Origin of the sequence: Streptomyces sp. R21, from assembly GCF_041051975.1 — a bacterium.
Taxonomy (GTDB): Bacteria; Actinomycetota; Actinomycetes; order Streptomycetales; family Streptomycetaceae; genus Streptomyces.
Genome location: NZ_CP163435.1, coordinates 1,549,257 through 1,573,125, shown reverse-complemented (window position 1 = coordinate 1,573,125; position 23,869 = coordinate 1,549,257). Strand labels below are relative to the sequence as shown.

Here is a 23,869-nt window from a genome sequence, read left to right as displayed (position 1 = left end):
GTATCCTCCTGCCAGTGGTTGACGCACCGGGGGGGCAGGTCGGCATGCGGTTCATCTTCGTTCACGGGACTGGCGTGCGGCGCGAGCGCCACGAGAAGCTGGCCGATCTGATCTCCACCGGACTGAGAGCGCGTCTGCCGACGGCCGAACTGGTGCCCGTCTACTGGGGAGACGCCCATGGCGCCGGACTGAGCGCGGGCGGGGCCTCCATTCCGGGTGCCGACCGGGTGCGCGGCGCCGAGAGCGGCGGCACTCCGCTCGACGAAGAGACCGCCGCTTGGGCCCTCCTGCTGGCCGATCCGCTCTGCGAGCTGCGGGTCCTGGCCGAGTGCGCGGCCGGCGCCGAGGACGAGTTGGAGGTGCCGGGCGTACGGGGCGCGGGCGGCCAAGTCACCGATCACCTAGGTGAGTTGACGTCCGACCTGCCGCCGGCCGGAGAGCTCGCGCCGCTGCTCCGGGCCACCGGGTTGGCGGGCAGCTACCCGTCGGCCGTAGAACAGGTCGCCGCTTCCGCGGAGTTCGCGGACGCCTGCGATGCCGTCTCCGATGCGGCCGGGGTGAGCGAACTCGTGTCCGCGACGGCGCGGGCAGTCGTCGCCGGCGCTCTCGGTGGAGCGGGAGACGAAGCATGGTGCACCGGGGACGAGCGGGACAAGCTGGTGGATCTCGTCGTCGCCGGGCTCGGCGGCACCGGACGGTTCCCCGGCGGCCGTGCCGCGGCCGTGCTGGGCGCCCTCGCCCTGCGGCTGACGACCCAGCCGGCGCTGGACCACTGGAGGACGCCGCTGACCACCCGCGCGGTGCCGGCGCTCGGTGACATCCTGCGCTACCAGGCGAGAGGCCGGCCGCTGCGCGACCACCTGGAACGCGTCATCACATCGAGCCCCGAACCCGTGGTGGTCATCGGCCACAGCCTGGGCGGGATCGCCCTGGTGGACCTCTACGCGCTCGCCGCCATCGGACAGACCGCGACGCCCCGGCCGCACCTGCTGGTGACGGTCGGATCCCAGGCGCCCTTCCTCCACGAACTGGGGGCGCTCACCGGACTCCCGCCCACGGCGGGACTGCCCCCGGGCTTCCCCCGCTGGCTCAACATCTACGACCGCAAGGACCTGCTCGCCTACCGGGCCGAGCCCGTCTTCCCCGGCGATTCCAGGGTCACCGACCACGAAGTGAGCAGTCGGCAGCCGTTCCCGCTCAGCCACAGCGCCTACTGGAAGCTCGATGCGGTGTACCACCGGATCGCGGAGGAGACCGAGGCGTCGACTTGAGCGCGGCCGACGCGTCGGAACCGATCGATCCGCGACGGGTCTTCGCGCTCGTCGTCGGCATCGAGTCGTACGGGATCAGCCCCACCTGGGACCTGCCCGGAGCGGCACGGGACGCGGTGCGCTTCGCCGACTGGCTCACCGGTACCGGAGGCGTTCCCGAGGACCAAGTACACCTCCTGCTGGCCCCGTTGGAACGGACCCGGGCGGACTTACCGGCCCGGACGTACCGCGCGCCCAGCAAGGACCAGGTGGAACAACTCCTGTTCAAGGAACTGCCCGACTGCGACGGCGACCTGCTCTGGATCTACTGGGCCGGGCACGGCCATCTCGACCACGCGCACCGGATGCTGCTCCCGTACGCGGACGCGACCCGTGACTGGACCACTCATCTCAATCTGGAGGCGACGCTGCGGTGGTGGAAGTCCGCGGGGCCGGCCGACGGCCGGTTCCGCCGGCAGATAGCCATCGGCGACGCCTGCCGGGTCGACGCCCGGGCCGCCAGGAAACTCACCTTCGGAAACAACGGCTACGGGGCCCGGCCGCCCGATCCACGACGCCGCCAGTTCACGCTGTACGCCTCGCACGCCGGTGAACTCGCCCAGAACCTCGCCGACCGCGGCGCCGGTCAGTTCACCGACACCCTCATGCGCCGATTGAACGGGACCACGCTGGAGCAGAGCGTGCACGGTCTGGTGGGGATCGCCCGCTCCGTACAGGCCGACCTGCGCGAGCTGCGGGCCCGCGGACTCGCCTGGCAGCACCCGCAGTTCGTCATCGACCGCGACTGGAGCGGCTCCACCATCCTCGGTGACCGCTGGACGGATCCGGACACGGCCGGCCCCGGAGCCCCGTGCCTCGATCAACGGGCATGGGACGAACTGGCGCCGCTGCTGCGCGACTCGGAGGTCCCCGCGTACACGTACGACGCCTACCGATGGGCCTTCGAGATCACTGGCTGCGCCTTCCCCGCCCACCGGGGCCTGCCGTCCGGCGGTCTGACCGGCATCGCCCACGACCTCGACGCGCGGCAGGGCCGCCGGCCGGACATGCCGTTGACCCTGCCCTTCGTACGGCATCTCGCGGCGCGCTCGGCCGACCCGGAGTGGGCGCGCGAAGCGGCCGCCTGGGTCCAGACGACACGCTCACGACTGGGGGCCGCTCCCGTCCCGGTGCCGCCGAGGCCGGACCCGGAGGTCGTCGGCCTGCATCTGCGACTGGAGCAGGACGCGGAGCACGACGGTGTGCACTGGGCGCGCATGTGGCTCCATCGCGACGGGCGCTTCGAGGCCGTAGGGGAATCGGACCGGCCGCTGACGATGGCGGAGATACAGCAGGAGCTGGCCCGGTATCTGGTGACGGGGGCCGCGCAGGAGGTGCGGCGCATCGAGTTCCACCTGCCGTTCCGGCTGCTGGATGAGGAGTTCGAATGCTGGCGGCTGCCCATCGGCAGGCGCGGCAGGCCGGTCGAACTCGGCTGCCACTTCGAGGTGGTGGTGCGCTGCCCGGACGAGCGCGACGGTGTGGCGGGCGCGCTCTGGCACCGCAAGTGGCAGTGGTTCAAGGCCCATGGCGGAAACGACCCGAAAGCGGTCGTCGAACTCGCCGACGAGGCGGTCTCCGAGGCACTGGGTACGGTCCTGCAGACCGCCGAGCCGCCGGTCTGTGTCCTGGCCGACGTGTCCCGGCGGCGTCTGCTGGACGCGCTCGACGCGGTGCTCGACGCGGGCGTCCCGATCGCGGTGTGGCGTCGGCGCGGCCACGGCCGGGGCGGGCTCGCGGCCGAGCTGGCCGACGAGAAGGCGAGCCTGGACGTGCGCCAACTCCCTTCCCTGCTACGGAAGTCGAGGATTCCGCGACCGGACACCTCGGCCGAGGGAGCGTGTCGGTCCCCCTATCCTCTGGCCCTGATGTGGGACGACCCCGAACGTGTACCCGAGAGGCGGCCGCTGTCATGACGGCGAAGGACTGGTGGATCTACCAAGGGGCCGGCAGCGCCGGCCTCAGGCGGGCCAAGCTGGCCGAACAGGCGCCGCCCTGGCGGGAGTTCAGGGGTGTACCGGACCCCGAGTACCGGACTCCGGCGCCCCACGACGAGGCCTGGCAGGAGTCGCGGCGCCGCGGCGAGGGATACGTACCGGACCTGGCGGAACAGGAGGCGGTCAACACGGCCCTGTACTTGCGTCGTCCCCTGCTGGTCACGGGCAAGCCCGGCGTCGGCAAGTCCACGCTCGCCTACAGCATCGCCGCCGACCTGGAACTCGGCCCCGTGCTGCACTGGCCCATCACCAGCCGCAGCACCCTGCGCGACGGGCTGTACCAGTACGACGCCATCGGCCGCCTGCACGACGCCAACCTGCGCAACCTGGGCAGGACGGCGGAGGATCCCGTCGACCCGTCCCTCGCGCCCTACCTCCGCCTCGGACCCCTGGGGACCGCGCTGCTGCCGCAGGAGCGGCCGCGGGTGCTGCTCGTCGACGAGATCGACAAGAGCGACATCGATCTGCCCGGTGACCTGCTCACCGTGTTCGAGGAGGGAGCTTTCGAGATTCCCGAGCTGGCGCGGGTCGCGGCTCAGGAGCCACAGGTGCGGATCGGCACCCACGACGACTCGGAGGCACACGCCCTGGTCAGCCGCGGACGCGTGCGGTGCATGTCGTTCCCCGTGGTCGTCCTCACCAGCAACGGGGAACGGGACTTCCCGCCGCCGTTCCTGCGGCGGTGCATCCGGCTGCACATGGAACCACCCGGCGCGGACAAGCTGACACAGATCGTGCGCCGGCGGCTGCGGCTCGGCGACGAGGAGACCGACCGCCACCGCGATCTCGTCGAGGCCTTCGTCGAGCGGCGGCTGGACGGTGACCTGGCCACCGACCAGCTCCTCAACGCCGTACAACTCCGTCTGAAGGGCGCATGGTCCGACACGGCCGATCAGGACCGGTTCCTGGAGACCGTGCTTCAGCGGCTCACCGGCCCCACCTCCGTGTAAAGGGCTCGACCATGTTGGAGGAGCTGCGCGCCGCACTGCGGGAGTCGGGGGTCGAGGTCGGCCCGGAGGAGCTCGCCGACATCCTGTGGCTGGCCGAGCGGGTCGGTGCCGGCCCCGGGCCCTCGGGCACCGCCGGGGACGGGCCACCGGCCACCGGGGAGCGCACCCCGCTCCCGGCACACGCTCCGGTGCCGAAGGGAGCCGCGTCCCGCTCCGGCGTGCGCCACTACAGCCCCGCGACCGACGACGAGGACGGCGTGGATACGGCACGCGGCGAAGCCGTCCGGGTGCGCCGGGCCAAGGCGCTCGACAACCCTCTCGCGCTTGTCAAGGCGCTGCGTCCGCTCGGCAGGAGAACGGTCACCGGAGTCACCGGAACCGAACTCGACGAGGACCGCACCGTCACCGCCAGCGTCGAGCAGCGCATGATGACGCCGGTCCTGAAGCCACGCCGAGACCGCTGGCTCGACCTCGCACTGGTCGTCGACACCCACCACTCCATGCTGCTCTGGCACGACCTGGTCGCCGAACTGAGCCACGCCCTCGCGCGCTCCGGCGTCTTCCGCGACGTCCGCACCTGGTTCCTCGGCGGCACGGACGGCACGGGCGCTCCTCACGTCGCCTCGGCACGGGGCGGCGAGCCCCGCAGGCCGCAGGAGGTCGCCGATCCCACCGGCCACCGGCTCATCGTCGTCGTGACGGACGCGGTGGCGGCGGGCTGGCGCGAAGGCCAGGTGCACGACGTCCTGCGGCAGTGGGCCACCCACAGCCCCGTAACCCTGGCGAACGTGCTGCCCCGGCGCCTGTGGGGAAACACGGCCCTGACACCGGAGGGCATCCTCGTCCGGGCAGGCCGGCCGGCCGCCCCCAACGCGTCCTGGCGCCTGCTGCCGCCCCGGCCCGCGGCGCGGCAGTCACCGCGTGCGGCCCGAAGGCCGGGTCCGCACGAGCTGGCCCGGCGCACGGCGATACCTCTCGTGGAGGTCTCGCCGACCGGGCTGCGGTCCCTCGCGTCACTCGTCGCGGGCGGCGGCCGCTGGCGCCGGATGTCCTGTCTGACCATCGACCGTACGCGGACCCCCACGGATGCGGTGCCTACGCCGAGCGGGGACATCGCCGACGGCACGGAGGCGCTGCGCCGATTCCAGGAGAGTGCCTCGCCGCTCGCCCAGGAACTCGCGGGATATCTGTCGGCCGTCCCGCTGACGCTGCCCGTCATGACGCTCGTACGCCGCGTCATGCTGCCCCGCTCCGAGCACGGGCATCTCGCGGAGGTCGCCCTCGGCGGACTCCTCGCTCCCTGGCAGGCGGCGGGCGAGCAGCCGGTCCAGGACATGGCGCGGTTCACCTTCGACTTCCTTCCCGGAGTACGGGAGGCGCTGCTCGGGTCCCAGCTTCGGCACGAGGTGACCGCGGTGCAGGAGCTGGTGCGCCGGGAGGTCGCGGAGTACATCGAGAACCGCACCGGGACTTCGGACGGTGACTTCCCCGCGGTGCGCACGGACACGGGCGCAGGCAACGGCGACGGAGAGGGAGCCGACGGTCCGGGCAAAGCGGTCCGCGCGGGCGGCATTCCGTTCGCCGACTCGGGCGAGCGCGCGCACCCGCTGCCGGGCGTGCTGGAAGCCGGGGCGATGCAACTGGGGGTGCGCGCCGGGTTCCTGCCGGGCTCGGGCGCGCCCCGGGACGGGATCCCGCCGTACGTCGCACGCGATCATGACGCCGCCCTGCACGAGGCCGTCCGCCGGGCCGAGTCCGGGAGGCGCGTGTGTGTGGTTCTGATGGGACATTCCCTGTCGGGCAAGACGCGTTCGGCCTGGGAGGCCATCCGCACGCTGCCGGCGGGATGGCGGGTATGGGCTCCCGCCGGTGGCGTGGACGTGCTGGAGGGCATACGGGAGATGGGGCCCCGCACGGTGGTCTGGCTGGACGACCTCGAACGGTTCCCGGGCGTGGAGCGGCTCCTCGACCAGGGAGCGGCACCCAGGCTGGTGCTGACCACGGTGCGGTCGGCCAGTTGGGCACTGGACGTGCTGAACGGCAGGTTCAGGGACTCGGCGACGTTCATCCATGTGCCGCGTGTCTTCAGCGCGAGTGAACGTGAGCGTGCGCGGTCGGCCTGGGCGGCGGCCGGTGGCTCTCCCGCGGTGGAGGCTCCGGACGGCAGGGTCCTGGAGCGGCTTGTGCTGCGGCCGGTGTTCCTCGACGCCTATGAGAGGGCGCCCCGCACCACACGGGCGGTGATCGACGCGGCCGTCGATGCCACCCGCCTGGGCCATCGATCCTCTTTGTCGCCACGGCTGTTGCTGCATGCGGCAACGGGCTACGCGAGGGTCGGCGGCCGCGAGGAAGTGACCCAGGAGGCTCTGGAGATCGCGACCCGTCCGCTTGTCGGCGGGACGAGTCTTCTCGTACGCCACCAGGGAAAGAAGGGAGAGGCCTATACGGTGGACGGCCTCGCCCTGCGACTGCTGGCGGAGGACAGGGGCGACGCGTTTCCCGAGTCCTTGTGGGAGGCGTGCGAGCGGTACGCGTCGAGGCCGGACCTGGCAGCGGTCGCCCAGTCCGTTCGGGAACTGGGCCTCCCGGATGCGGCGGAGCGACTGGCCCGACGGCTGTCCTCCCCTTCGGATCCGGTGGTCGTGACGCTCCGGGCGGGTGACCGCCAGCTCTGCTCGGGTGTGGTCATCGCTCCTGGCCTTGTCGTGGCCCCGGCTGGGATCGTCGGCGAGGTTTCGGGCCGACTGGGAGTCCTGGATCGGCGTCGTGGAGCCGATGACGTGTACCCGGCCGAAATCGCACTGGTCCACTGGGAGAGCAATCTGGCGCTGGTGAGGGTGACGGAATCCCAGTCGAGAGTCTCTGACGGCAGGGGGGAGCCGGATCAGGGCCGCATCGCGGTGCTCGGCAAAGAGAAGTTGCGCCAGGGAAGACGCTTCACGGTGATCGCCGGCACTTCTGGTGCCCGGGCAGGGGAAGGCCATGCGGTCTACGTCGACACGCAGGTCGGAGGGCAGCACCGGCTGGAGGTGCGTGGGCAGGCGGCCTGGACGGTCGACGGCGTACTCGGCGCCCCGGTGACGGACGAGGGCGGAGAGGTGGTCGGCCTGGTGACCCGTGTCGTCGAAGGCGCCTTCGCCGTGGCGACGGCAGAGCAGATCGCCCGTGTCCGGGACGAGTTCCGGGCGGGGGAGAGCGAGCGGCCCGACACCGCGGACCTCCGCGACGAACCGGAGTCCCTTCGTACGGCGAACCAACCAGGTGGCAGCGCGGAGCTGCGGGAGATCGGCATTCGGGACCCTGGGAAGGTTCCCTTGCTGGCCCGTTTGGAGTCGGCGGACCGGACGGATCTGCTGGCGTTGGGCAGGCAGATGAATTTCGCCTCACGCGCCGTCCTCTTCCATCAGGGCGAACCGAGCACCCACGTCCTCTGCCTGGTGAACGGCTGGACCAAAGTGACGGCAGCGGCACCCAACGGTTACGAGGCGCTGCTGGCCCTGCGTGGACCGGGGGATGTCGTGGGTGAGGCGTCAGCGATTCTCGGACATCCCCAGTCCGAAACAGTGACCGCACTCGAGCCGGTCGTCGCTCTCGTCGTGAGCGGGGAGAGCTTCCTGAATTTCATGGACGACCGCCCCGCCGTGGCCCGTGAAGTACTCAGGCTTTCCACGGAGCGGACGCGAGCCGCCGACCGCCGCAGGCTGGAGTCTGCCTCGATGAACGTGCGGGAGCGTTTCGCCGTGCTGCTCCTGGACTTGGCAAGAACTCACGGCCGACGAACCCCTGAGGGACTCGAGTTGGCCATCCCCCTGACCCAGCAGGAGTTGGCCGGCTCGGTGGGCGCCAGCCGGGAAATGATCCAACGGCTGCTCAAAGAGCTACGTGACCGCGGAGCCGTGATCACTCGCCGTCGAACCATAGTGATCGAACGTCCCGACGTGCTGCGGAGGATCGCGGGCCACGTCGCGGGCAGGTGAGCGAACCCGAGACCGTCGGCGTGCGGCCGGCCACGGTGTCGACCAGGTCGAGGCGCACAGTGCTCGCCGATGACTTTCACCGTTCCCGACGGTCTTAATGTTCTGAGATCGAAGTGGAGGGTCGAGGATGAGCAGGTTCGTCTTGATTCCCGGGGCCGGAGGCGCGGCCTGGTACTGGCACCCTGTGGTGCCCGAGTTGCAGGCCAGGGGGCATGAGGCGGTCGCCGTGGAGCTGCCCGGCGCCGACGAGTCCGCGGGGCTGCCCGAGTACACCGACGCGGTGGTCGCCGCGATCGGCGATCACCAGGACGTCGTCCTGGTGGCCCAGTCCATGGGCGGCTTCACCGCCCCGATGGCCTGCGCCCGTACGCCGGTCCGTCTGCTGGTGCTGCTCAACGCGATGATCCCGCTGCCGGGCGAGACCGCCGGACAGTGGTGGGAGAACACCGGGTGGGAGGCGGCCCGCATCGCGGTGGCGGCGGCAGGCGGGTACTCCGAGGAGGTCGACCTGGACGTCTATTTCCTGCACGACGTGCCGGCCGAGATCGTCGCCGCCGGCGCGGAGCATGAGGGGCCCGAGGCGGAGGTCGCCTTCACCCAGCCCTGCGCCATCGAACGCTGGCCGGACGTCCCGACACGCGTGATCGCCGCCACCGGCGACCGCTTCTTCCCCCTGGAGTTCCAGCGCCGTGTGGCCCGCGACCGCCTCGGCGTCGAGGTCGACGAGGTCCCCGGCGGCCACCTGGCCGCACTCTCGCGCCCCGTCGAGCTCGCCGACCGGCTGGTCAAGTACCTGGGCTGAAAGGAGGCGTGAGTCCCGGTCCGAGGAGCTTTCCGGGATCCGACCGCCGCTCTGCGTCGGGGCGGTGGTGCGTCCGGCCGATCCGCGTCCCGCAGGGAAGCCTTGTGCCGGTGCGTCGGACCGGGACAGGCCGAGATCCATGCGAGACGCTGCCGTCGGGGCGGACGCGGACCGGCGCCGCCCGGACCGTCCGTCGGCCTCAGCAAGGGATTCCGTCATGGCAGCCTCGCCCTCCCCGTCCGCTGACTCCACCTACCGCTTCGACGACCTGCGCGCCCTCTACATCAACTGCACCCTCAAGCCGTCCCCGCAGGTCAGCCACACACAGGGGCTGCTCGACAAGAGCCGGGCCATCATGGACGGCCAGGGCGTCACCACGGAGGTCGTGCGCGCCGTCGACCACGACATCGCACCGGGCGTCTACCCGGACATGACCGAGCACGGCTTCGCCACCGACGCCTGGCCCGCGCTGTACGAGCGGGTGATGGCGGCAGACATCCTGGTGCTCGCGGGACCCATTTGGCTTGGCGACAACAGCTCGGTGACCAAGCTCGTCATCGAGCGGCTCTACGCGGGCTCGGGAGTGCTCAACTCGGCGGGCCAGTACGCCTATTACGGGCGGGTCGGGGGCTGTCTGATCACCGGCAACGAGGACGGCGTGAAGCACTGCGCGATGAACATCCTCTACAGCCTCCAGCACCTCGGCTACACGATCCCGCCGCAGGCCGACGCCGGCTGGATCGGCCCGGCGGGTCCGGGACCGTCGTACCTCGACCCGGGATCGGGCGGCCCGGAGAACGACTTCACCAACCGCAACACCACCTTCATGACCTGGAACCTCATGCACATGGCGGCGATGCTCAAGCACGCCAAGGGCATCCCCGCCCACGGCAACCAGCGCTCCGAGTGGGACGCGGGCTGCCGCTTCGACGCCCCCAACCCCGACTACCGCTGAGCTCCGAGCCGTTCGGCGACCGGCGGGGTCCGGATAGGCAGGATTCGGGTGCGCGGGCGTCGCGTAGAAAGCAGGAAAGGGGCGGGGCGGTCGGATTCGAACCGACGTCCTCCGAGATGATGTCGCGGCGCACTACCTCTGTGCTACGACCCCGCCTTGTCGGTGATCATATGCCCCAACTCCTCTGGCACACACGGAATATCACAGGGGCCAAGGGCGCCGGCAAGCTGCACCTGGCTGCCCATCGGCCCGTTCGGCTCACCGCTTTGATCTTCTTCATCGTGAGGTGGGATTCGAGGCGCAGGACGGCGGGCAGGCCGCTGAGCTTCTGAGTGAGGAAGGCTTCGTAGGCGGCGTGGTCGGCGACGGCGACGCGGACGGGCGTTCCGCGATCTTCGCCCGCCAGGGGCCCGGGCACCGCGCGGCATTCGCGCACTGGCACGCTGTGACGACACGATCAGCACGGCCGAGAGGGAAGCACCCCGTTGAACACCGGCACCTACTACGAGCCCATCGACGCGCACCGCTACAAGCCCACCGCGCACGCCGGCGGCGCCTGGGACCCGGACGAACAGCACTTCAGCCCCCTCGGCGGCCTCATCGTCCACGCCATCGACCGCCACCTGGCCGCGCGGCCGGACAACGGTCTGTTCCTTTCCCGGATCAGCTTCGACATCCTCGGCCGCCTCGCCCTCGACGAGTGCGAGATCCGGGTGGAGACCATCCGGCCGGGCCGCACGATCGAACTCATAGAAGCTGTCGCCCTCATTGCCGACCGCCCCGTCGTCCGGGCCCGGGCCTGGCTCCTCGGCTCCTGCGACACCGCAGCGGTCGCCGGCGGGGGCGCCGACGCGATCACTCCTCCCGATGACCTCACGCCCTGGCCGATGGCCTCGGTGTGGCCCGGCGGATACATCGCCTCCCTGGACGTCCGCCCGCTCGCACCCCCGCAGCCGGGCCGCGCCACCGTCTGGGTCTCCACCGGCCTCGACCTCGTCGCCGGACAGCCCTCAAGCGCGCTCGCCTCCTACGTCGCGCTCGTCGACACCGCCAACGGCATCGCCGTACGCCAGCCGCCCACCGCCTGGATGTTCCCCAACGTCGACCTGACCATCCACCTTCACCGCCGGCCCGGAGGCCGCTGGACCGGCCTCGACACCACCGTCACTTTCGGTCCCACCGGCCAGGGCGTCACCAGCACCGTGCTGCACGACCTCGACGGGCCCGTCGGACACGCACAGCAGATCCTCACCATCCGCCCCTCGGAGGTCGGTTCCCGATGACTGACGTCCCCCTGACCGGCACCGACCCACTGGCGCCGGACGTGGTCCTCGCCGATGTCCACCGGGGCGTCGGCAGGATCCTGCTCAACCGTCCCAAGGCCCTCAACGCCCTGACCACGCCCATGGTCGCCGCCATCGACCGTGCCCTGGAGGCCTGGGAGAACACGCCGCTCACGGCGGTGGTGCTGGCCGGCACCAACCCGAAGGCGTTCTGTGCCGGCGGGGACATCCGAGCAATCCGGGAGAACAGCCTCGCGGGTGACACCGAGGCCAGCGAGAGGTTCTTCGCCGGCGAATACCGGCTCAACGCCCGGATCGCCGAGTACCCCGTCCCGATCGTGTCCTTGATCGACGGTCTCTGCCTGGGCGGTGGCCTCGGCCTGTCCGTCCACGGCGGCTTCCGTGCTGTCACCGAGAACGCCGTGATGGCGATGCCCGAGACCGCCATCGGCTTCTTCCCCGACATCGGAGCGAGCTACTTCCTGCCGCGGCTGCCCGGCGCGATCGGCATGTACCTGGGGCTCACCGGGCACCGGCTCGACGCGGCCGACGCCCTGTACACCGGGCTGGCGACCCACTTCATCCCCGCGGACCGGCTCAGCAAGGTCACGGACGCCCTGGCCGGCAACCAGGGCGTCCCGATCGACACCCTCCTGAACGGCCTCGGGGATCGATCCCCGGTCGCGAGCAGTGGGTTGGCGAAGGTGCGCGGCGAACTCGACTGGGCCTTCGGCTCCGTCACCGTCGCCGAGATCAGAGAACGCCTGCACCGTCTCGACAGCCCGTGGGCGGCCGCCACCAGGGACATCCTCGACGCCGTCTCCCCGCAGAGCCTGGAGATCACTCACGCGCTGCTGACGGCGGGCAGACAGCGCACCCTGCGTCAGTGCCTCGACGCCGAACTCCGGCTCACCCGCACCACCATCCGTACGCCGGACTTCCTGGAGGGCGTACGCGCGGCTCTGGTCGACAAGGACCGCAATCCCAGGTGGCAGCGCACATCCTCGGCGGGGGAGGCGAGCGACCCGGCCGTGTGACGCCCGACTGCTATATTCAACAATGCGACTAGGTCATTAGTTGGCTATGCGTCCTCGGGTTGGAAACGGCGAAAGGCGGCGGTTCCCGTGTCGGTCGATGGGTATCTGCGGTACGTCGCCCTGGGAGACAGCCAGACGGAAGGGCTCGGCGACGGCGACGACGTCCGAGGCCTGCGCGGGTGGGCGGACCGGCTTGCCGAGCGGATCGCGTCGGACTGCCCGGACGTGCGGTACGCCAATCTCGCCGTGCGGGGCCGCACCGCCGGGCAGGTGCACGCCGAACAGCTCGGCCCGGCCGTGGAGTTGCGGCCGGACCTCGCCACGGTCGTCGCCGGTGTCAACGACCTGCTGCGGCCCCGCTTCGACGCGGACGAGGTGGCCGGCCACCTGGAGGCGATGTTCGCCGCGCTCACCGCAGAGGGCACCCGTGTCGCCACGCTCACCTTCCCGGACGTCGCCCGGATCACTCCGCTGGCCCGGCCGGTCGGCTCTCGTGTCCACGCTCTCAACGCCCGTATCCGGGAAGCCGCCGGGCGCCACGGCGTCGTGGTGGCCGAGACCTCCCACCACCCGGTCGTGACCGACCCGAGGATGTGGAGCCCCGACCGGCTGCACGCGAGCCCGCTGGGCCACGCACGCATCGCGGCCGCCGTCGCCGAGGCCCTCGAACTGCCCGGCAGCGACGACACCTGGACACGGCCCCTGCCCACCGCCTTGAACTCTCCCTCGCTCTGGCGGTCCGCCGGCGCCGAACTGCGCTGGGCCGGCGCCTTCTTGGGGCCCTGGCTCGCCCGGCGGCTGCGCGGCCGGTCGTCCGGCGACGGCCGCCAGGCGAAGAGGCCCGCCCTGCTCCCGGTGACGGCGCTCGCCGAGGGTTCCCGCTGAGCGGAGCGGTACGAGGAGTCCGGCCTGCAACGGCAACGGCAACGGCACCCGCGCATGCTCGCCCCCTTGACTAATCAACGCGGTGTTAAGTTGGGAAAATGGCTCTGCGCAATGCGGTGATGGCCGCTCTCCTGGAGGGTGAGGCGTCCGGGTACGACCTCGCCAAAGGCTTCGAGGCCTCGGTCGCCAACTTCTGGATGGCCACGCCGCAGCAGATCTACCGGGAACTGGAACGCATGGAGAGCGAGGGCCTCGTCGCCGCTCAGGTCGTCCAGCAGGAGCGCCGGCCCAACAAGCGGCTGTTCTCCCTCACCGAGGCCGGGCTCGAAGCCGTACGCGCCTACACCGCCGAGACCTCCAGCAAGCCGATGGCCCTGCGGGATGAGCTGCTGGTCAAGGTCCAGTGCGTCGACGTCGGCGACCTCGACGCCGTCCGCGCGGGAGTCACCGAACGTGTGGAGCGGGCCGCGGCCAAGCTGGCCCGCTTCGAGCGCATGCAGGAACGCCTGCTGGGCGGCCGTACCGAGGACGAGTTCCTCGCCACCGCCGACCGCGTCGGCCCCTACCTCACCCTGCTGGGCGGCCTGACCCTGGAGCGGGCGAACCTCCAGTGGGGCGAGACGGTCCTGAAGCGGCTGGACCAGCGCGCCGCGGCCCTCGGCGCCACGCAGGGGTGAGGACTGGTCAGGACGTGCTGTCGGCGGCCGGTTTCCCGCTGCCGGGCGTGTTCGTGGTCCAGATGTCGGAGTCCCACTCCAGGAGCCGTATCAACTCGTCCTCCCCGGGCCGGGGCGCGGGTGCTCCTTGGCCGGTGCCCGGACGGGGTGCCGGGTGGCCGCCGCGGGAGATCGTTCCGCTGACGGTGATGTTGTGCTCCACACGCGGGCGGCGGAGGGTCTCGTAGAGGGAGAGGGCGCTCGGCGCGTCGGGTGCGTCCCGCAGGGACTTCGCCAGGATCACGGAGTCCTCCAGCGCCATGGAGGCGCCCTGCCCGGTGGCAGGGGAGGCGGCGTGTGCCGCGTCGCCGATGAGCAGCGTCCGGCCGGAGCGCCAGGGAGTGCCGAGGGGTATCTCGGTGGCGTTGGTGACCAGGATCTGTTCGGCGGTGGCGGCGACGATGTCCGCGGCAGGGGTCACGTCCTTGCGCAGCAGCGGCAGGAGCAGATCGTGCCAGTGGGCGGGCGTGCCGTGTGCGATCTCGTCGGCGGCCAGTTGTTCGCCGGAGACCCGCGCGAACCAGTAGGTCTCGCCCTCGGGCGACACCGCGTAGCCGAAGGTGACCGCGCTGCCCCGCACCATGGTGATGCGCGCCGACTCGGTCCGCGCGGTCAGGGGCGCGCGGGTGGTGTAGCCGTAGAAGACGTACTGCCCCGCGTAGCCGGGCCGGGCGGTGGGGGTGATGTGCCGGCGGACGGTGGAGCTCAGCCCGTCGGCGCCGATGAGCAGGTCGCCGCTCGCGGTGCTGCCGTCGGTGAAGCGTGCGGTGACGGTGTCGCGGCCCTCCTCGACGGAGGCGAGCCGCGCGCCGTGCCGGATGCGGATGCCGCGGCGCTCCGCCTCCGCCTGCAGCGCGGTGCTGAGTTCACCGCGGCGCAGGCACCGGTACTGGAGGAGCGGGTCCCCGGCCTCGCCGAGCGGCACCTGTGCCAGCTCGGCGCCCGAGGCGTCCAGGACGCGCATCCCGGTGAGCGGAAAGCCGATCGCGGTGACCGCGGGGGAGGCGTCGACCTGCGCCAGGGCTCGCATGCCGTTGCTCGCGAGCGTCAGGAACGCGCCGATGTCCTCGGCCGAGTCGGGGTGCGCCTCGTACACACCGACCTCGAACCCCGCTTTGCGCAGGGCCAGAGCCGTCGCGGTCCCGGCTGTCCCACCGCCGACGACCACAATGCGTCGTACGTCCACTGCGCCACTCCGCTCGTCAGCGCACGGCCCCCTCCGCCGCACCGCCACTTGATCGAACGCCTGCGAGGCGACGGTGGTTCCGGCCCGGCCCGGTCCGCTTCAGTCCGGCTCGGTCCCGTTCCTTTCAGGACAGGCAGCCCACATGCGCGAGGGCCTGCTTGAGGAGGACGCCCTGGCCGCCCGGCATGTCGTTGAGGACCAGCGCGGACGACGCCTCCTGGGGGCTGAACCAGACCAGGTCGAGGGCGTCCTGGCGGGGTCGGCAGTCGCCGGCCACGGGGACGATGTAGGCGAGGGACACGGCGTGCTGGCGGGGGTCGTGGAACGGGGTGACGCCCTGCGTCGGGAAGTACTCGGCGACGGTGAAGGGCTGCAGGGCCGCCGGGACACGGGGCAGCGCCACCGGGCCGAGGTCCTTCTCCAGGTTGCGCAGCAGGGCGTCCCTGACCCGCTCGTGGTGCAGGACCCGGCCGGAGACGAGCGCGCGGCTGACCGTTCCGTCCGGCCCGATGCGCAGCAGCAGCCCGATGTGGGTGACTTCGCCACTGTCGTCGACGCGGACCGGCACGGCCTCGACGTACAGGATCGGCATGCGCTCGCGCGCCAGTTCGAGTTCGTCGGAACTCAGCCAGCCGGGCGTGGTTTCGGTCATGTCAGACATTGGTTGATCATACTTTCGATCGTTGCGGGGGCATGGGTGCCACGCCAAGTCGATTGTGCCCTCGGGGCGGCTGTGCCCTTGGGGCGGCCGTGCCCTCGGGCGGCGAACGGGTGGCCCGGTTGATCGGGCCAGTCCAACGCGCTCTGAGCGGAGCCGAGTTGGCGTCCCGGCGGGCCGGATGTGGGATAGAACTGAGCTACGGTGCCGCGTGTCAGTCCGGCGGCCGGAGAGCAGGGGGACGCTGGTGGTCGACGACTCCGTACTCGGCAGGCTTCGCTTCGGGCGGGAGGACGCCGAGCGGGACGTCACGGACGGACTGTTGCTGCGGGGCGGGTTCCTGCCCACGGCCGCGTCGCGTGCCGCCATGTCCGGGCTGAAGATGCTGATCATCGGGCGCAAGGGCTCCGGGAAGAGCGCCATCTGCATGCATCTGATGGCGAACGGCGCCCACCCCGGTGGCAAGGCCCTCATCACCCCCGACGACGCGGCGGGGGACGAGATCCGGCGGTTCGAACTGCAGGGGCTGCCCGGTGATTCGGCCAAGTCCCTTATCTGGCGGTACGTGTTCGCGGTGCATGCCGCCCGGCACCTGGTGACGCATGCCAAGGACGGGCACGGGAAGCGGCCCGACTCCGTGAAGGCGCTGAGCCGGTTCCTGAAACAGAACGACGAGCTGCCCGGCGACCGGTTGGGGGACCGGCTGGCGCAGGGCGCGCGCGGACTGCAGACGGCCCTGTCGCTGGAGGCGTTCGGCTTCAAGGCGGGCGTGGAACTGGCGCAGGCGCCCTCGGAGGGCGCGCGGGCCGCCCGCCAACTGGAAGTCGTCGAACGCGGAGTGGCCCAGGCCTTCACCGACCTGGGCTGCGCCGACGCCGCGCACGCGCCGCTGCTGCTCCTGGTCGACCAGCTGGAACAGGTGTGGTCCGCGGAGCCGGACAGCAACTCGATGGTGATCGGGCTGCTCCTCGCGGCCAAGCACGCGGCGGGGTTCTACGGAACGGCGGTGCGGTGCCTGCTGTTCGTGCGCTCCGACATCTACGACTCGCTGTCCTTCGGGGAGGGCGACAAGTTCCACGGCGACGAACTGAGGATCGCCTGGACGGACCAGGCGCTGCGCGGTCTCGCGCTGGCGCGCGCCCGGGCATCGGCCGGACCGGGCCTCACCGAGGAGCAGCTGTGGCACCAGCTCTTCCCGCGGGAGGTGGCGGGCGAGGAGACCGTGACGTACCTCTTCCGGCGTTGTCTGCCGCGGCCACGGGACGCCATCCAGTTCCTCAACCTGTGCCAGGAGACAGCCTGGCTGATCCACGGCCGTGACCGGATCCTGGAGGCCGACGTGCTCCAGGCGAGCCGCCAGTTCTCCGCGTGGAAGCTCAAGGATCTGACCCTCGAGTACCTGATCGCCCACCCGTTCCTGGACCGGCTCTTCCCGCTGTTCCAGAACACCGGCTATGTGGTGTCCCGCGCGGCGCTCGGCGGCCGCTTCGACGCCGCCGCCCAGACACTGCACCGGCTCTTCCCCGCGTACGCCGAAGCCCTCACGCTCTCCGGGATCATCGACACCCTGTACACCGTGGGGTTCCTGGGGGTGCGGCGCGGGAACGACGTCGTCTTCGCGGGCGGCGGCGAACTGCCCGTTCAGCCCCACGAGACGGAGTTCCACGTCCATCCCTGCTTCCGCGAGGCGCTCGGGGCCACCAGCGCGATCGACCTGCGGCCGTACGAGCCGGTGGTGGCCGGTGACCGCATCGCCGCCGGGAACACCATTCCCGTCGCACAGGGAACCACGGTGGTCGGTCGTGACTACCGGCTCCTGCGGGAGCTGGCCCGCTCCTGCGACTCCGTCCTCGCCCAGATCGGCCGGGAGGTCGGTCTCGCCCGGGAGGCCAGGGACGAGATCAGCCAGCGGGTCCGCCGTGTCCTGGACGACGCGAACGACGCCCTGGCCCACTCCGGAGCCGGCGCCTTCCTCGACTCCGAAGGCCATCTCTTCACCGCCGCGCACTACTTCACCGATCTCGCCGCCCAACTCCGTGCGAGCGGTCTGGACGGCATCGCGGACGCGAGAGACCGGACGGGGACCGGGGGAGTGGCGAACCGGATCGAGGACGAGGCGCGTCGACTACGACGAATGGCGGGCGGATCCTTCGGCGGATCCGGAAACTCCGCAGGGTTTTGAGCAGGCGTCCCAGGTGGATGCGGCGGGTGATATTGGAACGGCGACGCGGCAGCCGGGTGGGCGGTCTGCCGCAGACGGGGGAGGAACAGGGTGCGCGACACACTGCTCGCCGGGCGCTTCAGAATCAGGGACCGCGTGGGCTCCGGCGGCATGGGGGAGGTCTGGTCGGCACTCGACTCCCGGATGCAGCGTGACGTCGCGGTCAAACTCGTCCAACCGCTGCCGGTGATGGGCGAGGTGGAGACGAAGATCCGGTTCCAGCGCGAGGTGCAGCTCGCGGGTGGGCTCTCCCACCGGAACATCGTCACCATCCATGACTGGGGCGAGACGACCGTGGGCGGACGCGAGACGCTCTTTCTGGTCATGGAGTTGGTGGCCGGGGTGTCGCTGCGTCAGCGCCTCAAGGAGTCGGCGGCGAACTGGCCGCTCGCCGTGGGCTGGGCCGGGCAGATCGCCCAGGCGCTCCACGCGGCACACGGCAGCGGTGTGGTCCACCGGGACATCAAGCCCGCCAATGTCCTGCTGACCCCGGAAGGCACGGCGAAGGTCCTGGACTTCGGTGTCGCGAAGTTCATGGGCGACACGGTGCGGGTCAATGAACTCACTGCCACCGGCGCCCCGTTGGGCTCCCCGCCCTACATGTCCCCGGAGCAGGCCCTGGGGGACCGCTCCATCGATCACCGCAGCGACCTGTACTCCCTCGGCTGCCTCCTCTACCACGCGGTGACCGGACGCCCGCCCTTCACCGGAAGCAACCAACTCGCCGTTCTGCGCATGCAGATCGACGAGGTGCCGGTGGCTCCCGGCGCACTGGTCGAGGATCTCCCCGGCGCGCTCGACGACCTCATCATGAGTCTGCTCGCCAAGAGCCCCGAGGACCGCCCGGTCGACGCGATGGTGGTGTACGACGCCCTCAGCGGGCTCCTCCTCGAGCACGCGGCCGCCCTTCCTGCTGAAAATCCCCTGGAAGCGGCTTACTTGGGGATCACCGAAGCCCTGGCCGGGCGGATCCTGGAGAAGACCTGGCAGATCCGGCGGCAGGCGGAGAGCGACGCCGCACGGCTGCGCGCCGAGGCGCAGAAGTACGCGCTGGCCAAGCGCGGGGAGGCGGATGCCCTTTTCGAGGAGACGCGGGCCAAGGCCGCGCAGGCTGCCTCCGACTTCGAGACGAACCTTGCCAAGCGCCGTGAGCAGTCCGAGCGTGACCTGGCCTCGCGTCAGGCCAAGGCCGAGGAGCGTCTCACGGGGAACGAACTCTTCGCGGAGCAGCTCCTCCGGGACACGGAGAGCGAGGCCGGGCGGCTGCTTGGCGAGGCCCAGAAGTACGCGCAGTCCAAGCGCGGGGAGGCGGATGCCCTTTTCGAGGAGACGCGGGCCAAGGCCGCGCAGGCCGCTTCCGACTTCGAGACGAACCTTGCCAAGCGCCGTGAGCAGTCCGAGCGTGACCTGGCCTCGCGTCAGGCCAAGGCCGAGAAGCGTCTCACGGAGATCGAGCACCGCGCGGAGCAGCTCCGCCTGGAGGCCGAGAAGCTGCGGATGGACGCCGAGCGTCGCTCCCGCCAGACGATGGAGACGGCTCAGCGCCAGGCCGAGGACATCGTGGCCGAGGCGAATGCCACAGCCGACGGGACGGTGACGGAGATCGCCGACCTCATCCGCCGACGGGACACCCTCAAGGCCGAGGTCGCCCACGTCCGCGGCACTCTCGAACAACTCACCGGCCCCGGCAGCCCCCTGCGCAACGTGCTGCCTCCCGTGCCACCCTTCGAACTCGTCCGCAAGGGCTACGACAAGACACACGTGGACACCTACCTGAACGACCTGAGGAGAGGATTCGTGGCCCCCTTCCGTGGCTTCGAGCTGGTCCGGCGGGGCTACGACCCCAGGCAGGTCGACGCCTACATCGACGAGATCAAGCGCCTCACGGGCCGCACGGGTGCCGCGCCCTCCTAGGGGCTCTGCATCTGACCTTTGAAAGGCGATCTCTAGGACTCGGCGGTTCGCGCTGCCGCCACATGGTCCTGGAGCATCGTTTCGAACTCGTCGGCCGCGATGTCGCAGTCCTCGAACTGCCCGTACAGATCGATGAGCCTGACGAGTTCGGAGCTGGCGCGTCGTGCCGTTGCAGAGGCGGTCCCCAGACTGAACCCCGTCCCCCAGCGCTGCGAGTCGGCGCGCCATGCTGCCAGGTACGTCTCCGCAGCCCCAGCTGAGGCGATGCCCATGAGCAGGGTCTCCACTGCCCGCCGGAGGTTTTCGTCTCCAGCGGGCTCCCTGAAGGGGACCCAGTCCTCGTCCTCGTCCAGGGTGAATGTCCATATGGCCCGGGCGGCGGACCTGGTCATGCTTTCCCTTTCTCCGGGCCGGAACAGCTCGGCCACGGCTTCCATGATCTCATCAGCGGCCCACCGCCGCCGCGACGTCGCCGAGCGCGGGTACGGCACCTGCCCGGAGCCGCTGTCAGGCCGCCGGCTGCCAGCCCAGTGCCGGGCCGAGTTTCGTGGCGATGTCCGTGAGGATCTGCACGTAGTCCTCGTGGTCGAAGGTGAAGGGGAGCGCGAACGCGACCTCGTCGATCTCGCGGAACGCGGCGTGCGCGTAGAGCTGTTCGGCGATCTGCGCCGAGGTGCCGACCAGGTCGGGCGCGAACAGCAGCCGCGCCGGACCCTGCGGGCTGGCGGTGCGCGGCAGCCGCTGCGCCGCGTACGCCTCGTACTTCGCGCGCTGCTGGGCCGAGGCGCTGTCGGTGGGGATGACGACGAGTCCCTGGGAGACACGGGCGCGGTCGCCGTCGGGGTGCTGGGCGCGGAAGGCGCGGACGAGCGACAGCTGGATCTCGGCGAAGTCCGTGGACCCCTCGTCCGCCTTCACGACGCTGCTGGTCAGCAGGTTCATCCCGTGCTCACCCGCCCACTGGGCGGAGCGCAGGCTGCCGCCGCCGTACCACATGCGGCGGCCCAGGCCGGGGGAGTGCGGCTGCACCCGGTCGCTGAACACCTCGAAGCCCTCGACACCGCTGAAGTCGGTGGCCGGCTTGCCGCGTACGAAGTCCAGCAGCCGCTGCACGCGCGCGTAGCCGAAGTCCTCGGCCTCCGCGGTGTCCGGGTAGACCGCGTGCTTGAGCTGGTCGTAGTGCATCGGCGGGCCGACGCTGATGCCGGGATTGAGGCGGCCCCCGGACAGCACGTCGACCGTGGCCAGGTCCTCGGCCAGCCGGAGCGGGTTCTCCCAGCCCAAGGGGGTGACCGCCGTGCCGAGTTCGATGCGGCGGGTGCGCTGCGAGGCCGCGGCGAGGACGGCGACGGGGGAGGAGATGCCGTACTGGAGATGACGGTGGCGCAGCCAGGCGCTGTCGAAGCCCAACTGCTCGCCCAGCTCGATGATTTCGAGCGTCGACTCATGTCCGCGTCCCGGGTCGTCCCCGTCGAACAGCCCGATGGTCAAGAAGCCGAGCTTCCGCAGGGGTTGTGAGGTCAGCGGCACAGGGCTCCTCCATCGTCCGCGGCATGCTCTGCCGTATGTCAGCGCCGTGGTCGTAGGGGCGCTGTCCTGTGTGGATTGTGGCAGGCGGCCGTGATCGCCTCTGCCGATGTACCGGGCGAACGGATTCCCGGGCGTACACGTATCACCAGACGGACGAACGTTGACAGCGATCTCGGCTGCTGACTTACTTACGCACCAAGAAGGCGCGAGGCCCCAGGGGCCGGAAGTGTGACGGTGACGGCGATGTACGCAGCTTCGAGGACGGGCGCACGGCGCCCCCGCGGCTGCGTCCTGCTGTGCGCCGACCGCTGCGTCGATCTGCTCCGCGTCAACAGCGCGCTGTGTACCGGGTGCACCGCTGCGGACCGTGCCCGTAGGCACGGCTGACCGCAACTCCCGCTCGCTGAACGCCTTCTGACTCTCTGAAGGCTTGCGAAGCCCTTCTGACGGACACCGCCCTCGCGCTGTCCTCTTTCCCCGCCCAGCCCCTGGTTCCGTACGTCCGACGTTCCCATGTGCCGCGTCGCGCGGAGCGCTTGCCGCTCCGCTCCGTCGCGCCATGTCGTCCTGAGGTGCGCGCGGTCCGGGGTGTCCGATTCCGCTGGAGTCCTCCCATGAGCGAATCACCTGGCGTCGCCGTGCCCCTCGGCGTCCAAGCCCCTGTCAAGGAGAAACCCGCAGCCGCGCCCCGGCCTCTCGCGGCACAGCGGGTGCTGCCCCTGCGGCACCCGGGCCGCTGGATCCTCACGGCGATCGTGCTGGTGCTGGTCGCCCAGATCGGTCACGGGCTGGTGACCAACCCCTTCTTCCAGTGGGACCGGTTCTCGTACTGGTTCCTGCGCCCCACCATCCTCGACGGGTTGCTCATCACCCTCGAAGTGGCCGCGTACAGCGCCGTGTTGGGGCTGGCCGGCGGCATCCTGATCGCGCTGGCCAGGCTCTCCCGGAGCCCGGTGCTGCGGGCGGCCGGCTGGGTCTACACCTGGTTGTTCCGCTCGGTGCCGCTGATCGTGGTGCTGCTGTTTCTCTACAACTTCAGTGCGCTGTACCGGACGTTGAGCGTCGGAGTGCCGTTCGGGCCCGCCTTCTTCACCTTCGACGAGTCCCGGCTCGCCACCGACATGGTCGTCGCCGTCGTAGGTCTGAGCCTCAACGAAGCGGCGTACGCGGCCGAAGTGGTGCGCGGCGGTATCCTCTCGGTCGACCAGGGACAGCACGAGGCGGCCGCCGCGCTCGGCCTGCCGAAGAGCTACCAGTTCACCCGGATCGTCTTTCCGCAGGCCCTGAGGTCCATCACCCCGAACTACGTCAACCAGCTGATCGGCCTGATCAAGGGCACCTCGCTGGTGTTCTACGTGTCGCTGCTCGACCTGTTCGGCTCCGTGCAGAGCATGGGCAGCACCTACCCCGGCGACATCGTGCCGCTGCTGCTCGTCGCCACCGTCTGGTACCTGATCCTCACCAGCGCCGTTTCCGTCGTCCAGTTCTACGTCGAGCGGTACTTCTCGCGGGGCGCCACGCGCACTCTGCCGCCGACCCCGTTGCAGAAGGTGTGGGGCGCACTGCGCGACCTGCGTGCCCGCGTCCGCAAGGAGGCCGCCGTATGACCGCCGAGACGCTCGACGCAGCCGGAGCCGGAGCCGGAGCCGGAGCCGGGGTATCGGCATCCGTCGACGTACGGCCCGCCGCCGTGGAGGTCCACGACGTGCACAAATGGTACGGCGCCCACCGGGTGCTGGACGGCGTCGAGTTGGCCGTGCGGCCGGGCGAGGTGACCGTGATCATCGGCCCGTCCGGCTCCGGCAAGTCCACGTTGCTGCGGGTGATCAACCATCTGGAGAAGCCCGAGATCGGCCATGTCAGCATCAACGGCGAGCCGATCGGCGTACGCCGCCACGGCGACCGGCTCAAGGAGCTCAGCGAGCGGGTCATCCTGGGTCAGCGGAGCAGGATCGGCTTCGTCTTCCAGAACTTCAACCTTTTCCCGCACCTCACCGTGCTGGACAACGTGGCCGCCGCCCCGGTGGCGACCGGCCAGTTGAAGAAACCCGCGGCCCAGGAACTGGCCCGCGAACTGCTGGGCCGGGTCGGCCTCGCAGACAGGACCGCCGCCTACCCACGGCAGTTGTCCGGCGGCCAGCAGCAACGGGTGGCCATCGCACGGGCCTTGGCCCTGCGCCCCGGAGTCATCCTCTTCGACGAACCCACCTCCGCGCTCGACCCTGAACTGGTCGGCGAGGTGCTGGCCGTCATCAAGGACCTGGCCACCAGCGGCACCACCCTGGTCATCGTCACCCATGAGATCGGCTTCGCCCGCGAGGTCGCCGACCGGATCGTCTTCCTCGACGAAGGCCGGATCGTCGAACAGGGCCCGCCCACCGAGGTGTTGGATCACCCGAAGCAGGAGCGAACCAGGGACTTCCTGAGCAAGGTGCTCTGAGCCCCGGC

The 23,869-nt window shown here is 70.8% G+C and carries 17 protein-coding genes and 4 pseudogenes; 16 read left to right on the top strand and 5 right to left on the bottom strand.

Annotation, left to right across the window (positions count from 1 at the left end):
- The first annotated feature begins 14 nt into the window (after positions 1 to 14).
- The 7 genes and pseudogenes from AB5J56_RS07305 (at position 15) to AB5J56_RS07275 (ending at position 9,991) form a co-directional block, all read left to right on the top strand.
- Positions 15 to 1,271, top strand: a complete 1,257-nt coding sequence (locus AB5J56_RS07305; protein WP_369231209.1) for a hypothetical protein — start codon at positions 15 to 17, stop codon at positions 1,269 to 1,271.
- Positions 1,268 to 3,226 carry a hypothetical protein gene (locus AB5J56_RS07300; protein ID WP_369231207.1) on the top strand — a complete coding sequence of 653 codons (1,959 nt, stop codon included), beginning with the start codon at positions 1,268 to 1,270 and terminating at the stop codon, positions 3,224 to 3,226. The genes AB5J56_RS07305 and AB5J56_RS07300 overlap by 4 nt, the downstream gene beginning before the upstream one ends.
- Entirely contained in the window at positions 3,223 to 4,257 is a 1,035-nt protein-coding gene (locus tag AB5J56_RS07295) for an AAA family ATPase (protein WP_369231205.1), read from the top strand. The genes AB5J56_RS07300 and AB5J56_RS07295 overlap by 4 nt, the downstream gene beginning before the upstream one ends.
- Positions 4,182 to 5,699: pseudogene (locus AB5J56_RS07290) on the top strand (SAV_2336 N-terminal domain-related protein); the annotation flags it as partial. The gene AB5J56_RS07295 and the pseudogene AB5J56_RS07290, both read left to right, overlap by 76 nt.
- 1,833 nt (positions 5,700 to 7,532) lie before the next feature.
- A complete protein-coding gene (locus tag AB5J56_RS07285) occupies positions 7,533 to 8,234 on the top strand; it encodes a Crp/Fnr family transcriptional regulator (RefSeq protein WP_369242404.1) in 702 nt (233 codons plus the stop codon).
- Between the two features lie 127 nt (positions 8,235 to 8,361).
- On the top strand, positions 8,362 to 9,036 hold the full coding sequence (locus AB5J56_RS07280) for an alpha/beta fold hydrolase (protein WP_369231203.1): 675 nt from the start codon (positions 8,362 to 8,364) through the stop codon (positions 9,034 to 9,036).
- Positions 9,037 to 9,253: 217 nt separating this feature from the next.
- Positions 9,254 to 9,991 (top strand): flavodoxin family protein, encoded by a 738-nt coding sequence (locus AB5J56_RS07275; protein ID WP_369231201.1) that lies wholly within the window; start codon positions 9,254 to 9,256, stop codon positions 9,989 to 9,991.
- 262 nt (positions 9,992 to 10,253) lie between these two features.
- Here AB5J56_RS07275 and AB5J56_RS07270 read toward each other — a convergent pair.
- A pseudogene (locus AB5J56_RS07270) lies at positions 10,254 to 10,370 on the bottom strand (Lrp/AsnC ligand binding domain-containing protein); the annotation flags it as partial.
- A gap of 106 nt (positions 10,371 to 10,476) precedes the next feature.
- Here AB5J56_RS07270 and AB5J56_RS07265 point away from each other — a divergent pair.
- From AB5J56_RS07265 to AB5J56_RS07250, 4 genes are all read left to right on the top strand, one after another.
- Positions 10,477 to 11,274, top strand: coding sequence for a thioesterase family protein (locus AB5J56_RS07265; RefSeq protein WP_369231199.1), 798 nt, complete (start codon positions 10,477 to 10,479; stop codon positions 11,272 to 11,274).
- Complete coding sequence (locus tag AB5J56_RS07260) at positions 11,271 to 12,311, top strand: enoyl-CoA hydratase/isomerase family protein (RefSeq protein ID WP_369231197.1); 1,041 nt, start codon at positions 11,271 to 11,273, stop codon at positions 12,309 to 12,311. Before AB5J56_RS07265 ends, AB5J56_RS07260 begins: the two co-directional genes overlap by 4 nt.
- Before the next feature lie 87 nt (positions 12,312 to 12,398).
- Positions 12,399 to 13,196, top strand: coding sequence for an SGNH/GDSL hydrolase family protein (locus AB5J56_RS07255; RefSeq protein ID WP_369231195.1), 798 nt, complete (start codon positions 12,399 to 12,401; stop codon positions 13,194 to 13,196).
- Positions 13,197 to 13,294: 98 nt separating this feature from the next.
- Positions 13,295 to 13,873: a PadR family transcriptional regulator gene (locus AB5J56_RS07250; RefSeq protein WP_369231194.1), complete on the top strand. Its 579-nt coding sequence runs from the start codon at positions 13,295 to 13,297 to the stop codon at positions 13,871 to 13,873.
- Between the two features lie 7 nt (positions 13,874 to 13,880).
- Here AB5J56_RS07250 and AB5J56_RS07245 read toward each other — a convergent pair whose 3' ends face one another.
- Both AB5J56_RS07245 and AB5J56_RS07240 read right to left on the bottom strand, forming a co-directional pair.
- The gene (locus AB5J56_RS07245; protein WP_369231192.1) at positions 13,881 to 15,098 is read right to left on the bottom strand and encodes an FAD-dependent oxidoreductase; all 1,218 of its coding nucleotides are present in this window, start codon (positions 15,096 to 15,098) and stop codon (positions 13,881 to 13,883) included.
- 124 nt (positions 15,099 to 15,222) lie between these two features.
- Positions 15,223 to 15,750, bottom strand: a complete 528-nt coding sequence (locus AB5J56_RS07240) for an NUDIX hydrolase family protein (protein WP_369242402.1) — start codon at positions 15,748 to 15,750, stop codon at positions 15,223 to 15,225.
- Positions 15,751 to 16,003: 253 nt separating this feature from the next.
- On the opposite strand from AB5J56_RS07240, the gene AB5J56_RS07235 reads away from it, so the two are divergent.
- From AB5J56_RS07235 to AB5J56_RS07225, 3 genes and pseudogenes are all read left to right on the top strand, one after another.
- The gene (locus tag AB5J56_RS07235) at positions 16,004 to 17,938 is read left to right on the top strand and encodes a hypothetical protein (protein WP_369231190.1); all 1,935 of its coding nucleotides are present in this window, start codon (positions 16,004 to 16,006) and stop codon (positions 17,936 to 17,938) included.
- 90 nt (positions 17,939 to 18,028) lie between these two features.
- Positions 18,029 to 18,814: pseudogene (locus tag AB5J56_RS07230) on the top strand (serine/threonine-protein kinase); the annotation flags it as partial.
- Between the two features lie 435 nt (positions 18,815 to 19,249).
- Positions 19,250 to 19,660, top strand: a pseudogene (locus AB5J56_RS07225) (cellulose-binding protein); the annotation flags it as partial.
- Positions 19,661 to 19,923: 263 nt separating this feature from the next.
- On the opposite strand, the gene AB5J56_RS07220 reads toward AB5J56_RS07225, so the two are convergent.
- Both AB5J56_RS07220 and AB5J56_RS07215 read right to left on the bottom strand, forming a co-directional pair.
- On the bottom strand, positions 19,924 to 20,283 hold the full coding sequence (locus AB5J56_RS07220; RefSeq protein ID WP_369231188.1) for a hypothetical protein: 360 nt from the start codon (positions 20,281 to 20,283) through the stop codon (positions 19,924 to 19,926).
- Positions 20,284 to 20,398: 115 nt separating this feature from the next.
- Positions 20,399 to 21,421 (bottom strand): LLM class flavin-dependent oxidoreductase, encoded by a 1,023-nt coding sequence (locus AB5J56_RS07215; protein ID WP_369231186.1) that lies wholly within the window; start codon positions 21,419 to 21,421, stop codon positions 20,399 to 20,401.
- Positions 21,422 to 22,035: 614 nt separating this feature from the next.
- Between AB5J56_RS07215 and AB5J56_RS07210 the strand changes: the two genes are divergently transcribed.
- Positions 22,036 to 23,028, top strand: coding sequence for an amino acid ABC transporter permease (locus AB5J56_RS07210; RefSeq protein ID WP_369231184.1), 993 nt, complete (start codon positions 22,036 to 22,038; stop codon positions 23,026 to 23,028).
- Positions 23,025 to 23,861 (top strand): amino acid ABC transporter ATP-binding protein, encoded by an 837-nt coding sequence (locus tag AB5J56_RS07205; protein ID WP_369231182.1) that lies wholly within the window; start codon positions 23,025 to 23,027, stop codon positions 23,859 to 23,861. Before AB5J56_RS07210 ends, AB5J56_RS07205 begins: the two co-directional genes overlap by 4 nt.
- Positions 23,862 to 23,869: the final 8 nt, after the last annotated feature.